Source organism: Pseudomonas sp. (assembly GCF_037994325.1).
Lineage (GTDB): Bacteria > Pseudomonadota > Gammaproteobacteria > Pseudomonadales > Pseudomonadaceae > Aquipseudomonas.
Map to the genome: position 1 here is coordinate 1 of NZ_JBBNAH010000240.1, position 1,773 is coordinate 1,773.

A 1,773-nucleotide genomic window follows, 5' to 3' on the forward strand; every position below is an offset into this window, starting at 1 on the left:
CGCCCTGGTGGCGGAAACCATCAACAACTACAACATTCGCCTGACCAACCTGAAGAAAAGCCAGGACCAGGCCAAAGCGAACAAGGACGAAGCCTCGGCTAAGCTGTTTGCCACCGCGATGGCCAACGGGCGCAGCGCCCTCGACGGCGCGGTGCAGATTTACATCGACAACCTGGCCACCGGCACCCGCTACACCGATGCGGTGATCCAGGCGCAGTTGCAACGGATAAAAGAAGAGCTCAATCGCAAACCAGTGCTCGGCAAGAGCCTGGTCAAACGTGCGACGCTGTTTGTCACACACGTAGGCAAGTATCGCCAGGAAAAGCGTGCCGATCCGGCGGCGATTCTGGAGCAGTTGCTCGCTAACGGCGAGCGTTAAGGAAACCACTGCGGCCAGCCTGAACCGGCCGCAGCGCACAAACAAAACAGAGACAGGAACTGACCATGAAGCACAGTAACAACACCATGCTCCGCACCTCGGCACGCGTCGCGGCGTCCTTCCTCACCGCCGGCTGCATCTTCATCAGCGGTTGTGCCAGCACCGGCCCGACCTCGAAAGTCGCCGCCAGCACCACCGCGCAGTACTACCCGGCCTGCTATGAGCCGGTATCGCACCTGCGTGGCACCGAAGACGCGGTGAAAAACTCGGCCGTAACCGGCGCCATTGCCGGTGGCCTGATTGGCGGCCTGGCCGGTGGCTTGTCGGGTGACGACCACGCCGCACGCAACGCCCTGATCGGTGCCGCTGGCGGCGCCCTGGTGGGTGGTGCAGCGGGTTACTACGTCGAGAAGCAAAAACAGATCACCGACGACAACCAGCGTATCGGCTCCTACGCCACCGACATCGACCGCAGCACTGGCGAAATCGACCGCAGCGTGGGTTACGCCAAAGCGGCCCAAGCTTGCTACCAGCGCGAATTTGCCTCGCTGCGTGACGCGCGCAAAGCCAAGAAAATCTCCGAAGCCGATGGCCGTGCACACCTGGCCGAAATCGTTAGCGGCCTGAAAGAAACCAACGCCCTGCTGGCAGCTGCTGACGGCCGTACTGGCGAAGACCTGGACGCCTACACCCAGGCCTACGAAAAAGACCTGATCGCCACCGGCGTACAGCGTGACACCGTAGCCAAAGTCGCCGATGCCGACGCCGGCAAAAAAGTGACCGTCACCAAAGCACAGCGTGCCAAGGTAACGACTCAAGCGGTCTCCACCGAGAAAGCCGCGCAGAAAGCGCAGACCTCGCGCACTGAAAGCCAGAAAGTGGCGACTCAGGGAAAAGCGATGGTTAACGACGTGTGCAATAACCCGGACATGGGTGATTGGGCACCGGAGAGCTGCGCCAAGGCGTGATGGTGTGTTGAGTTGGAACGAGGGGGCCTTAGGGCTCCCTTTTTTTATGCTGGTGAGGGGCCGTGAATTGCGTGTGCTGAGGGTTTTGTTTCGCGCCTTTCGCGACGATTCCGCTTGGCCTGCGATGAACGGGGCGGGTAGATCAACATCAAAAGCCCCTCACCCCAACCCTCTCCCGCAAGCGGGAGAGGGAGCTGACCGAGTGCGGTCGTGCGTCTTCGTCACCCCTCGCCCGCTTGCGGGAGTGGGGCCGGGGGAGAGGGGCTTTTGATCTGATCTACCCGCCCCGTTCATCGCAGGCCGAATGGAATCGTTGCGGAAGGGGTTGAGCCGCAGGGACGCGGCGAGAGGCACATCGGGCCATGGAAGGCCCGTTGTGCCGTGCCCCTGGAGCGGCGATGGAATGAGGGAACCCGCAGCGCAGCG

1 protein-coding gene and 1 pseudogene are annotated in these 1,773 nt (G+C 62.0%); both read left to right on the top strand.

Features of this window, described 5'->3' with window-relative positions; translation table 11 throughout:
- Positions 1-379: pseudogene (locus AAAB16_RS08045) on the top strand (type VI secretion protein); the annotation flags it as partial.
- A 65-nt stretch (positions 380-444) separates the two neighbouring features.
- A complete protein-coding gene (tagQ, locus tag AAAB16_RS08050; RefSeq protein WP_110614191.1) occupies positions 445-1,347 on the top strand; it encodes a type VI secretion system-associated lipoprotein TagQ in 903 nt (300 codons plus the stop codon).
- Positions 1,348-1,773: the final 426 nt, after the last annotated feature.

Excerpts from the sequence above, each read along its gene's own strand:
- tagQ (WP_110614191.1), top strand. The coding sequence starts at position 445 with ATGAAGCACAGTAACAACACCATGCTCCGCACCTCGGCACGCGTCGCG.